This is a genomic window from Moorena sp. SIO2C4, from assembly GCF_010672485.1.
GTDB classification, from domain to species: domain Bacteria; phylum Cyanobacteriota; class Cyanobacteriia; order Cyanobacteriales; family Coleofasciculaceae; genus Moorena; species Moorena producens.
In genome coordinates, this window is sequence record NZ_JAAHGN010001400.1 from 1 (window position 1) to 1,544 (window position 1,544).

Sequence of the window (1,544 nt, forward strand, 5' to 3'; positions counted from 1 at the left end):
TTCCGAATGAGAAACTATGAGCAGGTAAGCGAGTATAAAGTTTGCCAGCTCTGAGGGCAGCTAATCGTTGGTAATATAGTTCCGTTCCTGACTTGGTGAAGGAGTAGCAGGTCGATAGTTGGGTAAACTTTGCTGATACTTTACACCAAGTTTCGCCCCCCTAGCCCCCCAACTTTGCGGTGCGACCCGTGGCGAATTTAATTCGCCAACGGAAAGCGCACCGGAGGGGGAAATTGAGTTAAAGTCCCCCAGAATTGGGGGATTTAGGGGGCTTGCAGCTAAAGGTAGTGAGGTCAATTCATCTGAAAACGGCTGTAACAATTTAGTAGGGCTACGTTTCTGCCATTGACTACTAAATTGAGGAGAGGAGGTTTCGACAGTGGTTTCTACGGTAGGAACAATCTTATGACTAACCCCAGCCTGCAATGTTTTATTAGCTGTTGACACTAACAGGCTTGAGAGGCTATCTGAGGGATTGGCAGGTAGGGGTGGTGGTGGTGGAGCAGACATTGCTCCGCCAGTGAGTAGACTTGTTGTTAACAGATATAGATTGCTCATGATGTGCCCAGTTTCCTCTCTATACTCTTTTCACATCAAACAATCGAGGAAATCCGGAAAACTTCACAGCCCTTGTAACGGTACTTAAACAAGTATGGAAGCAAAATATTTTATTATACCTTAGACCTATCCAAAGAAAAGTTTTTGATAAAATAAGAGTATATTATATAATTTTATGGGGCTCATGAACCATGAGCTGAACTTGGGATTAAATCTAAAAAAGTCCTAAACAAACCAAACAATTGCGCTTGATTAAATTATGATCAACTATCTCAACTTATAGAACAAGCTAAGTTATTACATCGTCAACATCAAGAAAAAATTTACAATCAAAAAGTCCGGCTAATCCTGGGGGAAGTGCTTCACAAAAATTATCAATTGAAGCTGAGGGGGTGACAACCCAGCTACAAGCCTTATGGCTTTAAAATTAGAGCAACTTGTGCTAAAAAAAGAACGGTCTCGATTGTCAACAAGACCGCTATGTTAGAAAATGTTACCTCAATTTTACCAGACTCATCTTCAAAGTCGATTAAACGCCAGTAAATTTCTGGTGTTGCTGATTATGGGTATGGTTTCGCCCCCCTAGCCCCCCTCTGGGGGGAACAAAACTCTTAAAGTCCCCCCCGGTGCGCGGCACCGCAAAGTTGGGGGATTTAGGAGTGTTTAATAAAACCAGATAATCGCGCATTCATTTCTTAATTCATCAACGCCGTGGTATCATTAGAAATTATGAATTCTTACTCAATTGACATTCGTCCGGTGATACCTGATGATGTACCTATTCTATTCGAGCTAATCATGGCTCTGGCTGACCATGAAAAGCTCTCCCACAAGGTCACTGGCACATGTGAGCAACTTCATAAAAGTTTGTTTAGTTCTCATCCTGAGGCCGAGGCAATCCTTGCTTGTGCAGATGGTGTACCGACTGGATTCGCTCTTTACTTCTTCAATTTCTCTATTTATTTGATGAAACCCGGTCTATTTTT

At 42.3% G+C, this 1,544-nt stretch carries 2 protein-coding genes; one reads left to right on the forward strand and one right to left on the reverse strand.

Going from position 1 to position 1,544, the window contains the following annotated elements; translation table 11 throughout:
• Positions 1–60: 60 nt before the first annotated feature.
• Positions 61–558, reverse strand: coding sequence for a hypothetical protein (locus tag F6K20_RS37980; RefSeq protein ID WP_287298337.1), 498 nt, complete (start codon positions 556–558; stop codon positions 61–63).
• 729 nt (positions 559–1,287) lie between these two features.
• Between F6K20_RS37980 and F6K20_RS37985 the strand changes: the two genes are divergently transcribed.
• The coding region (locus F6K20_RS37985; protein ID WP_502708932.1) for a GNAT family N-acetyltransferase at positions 1,288–1,544 on the forward strand (257 nt) is incomplete at its 3' end.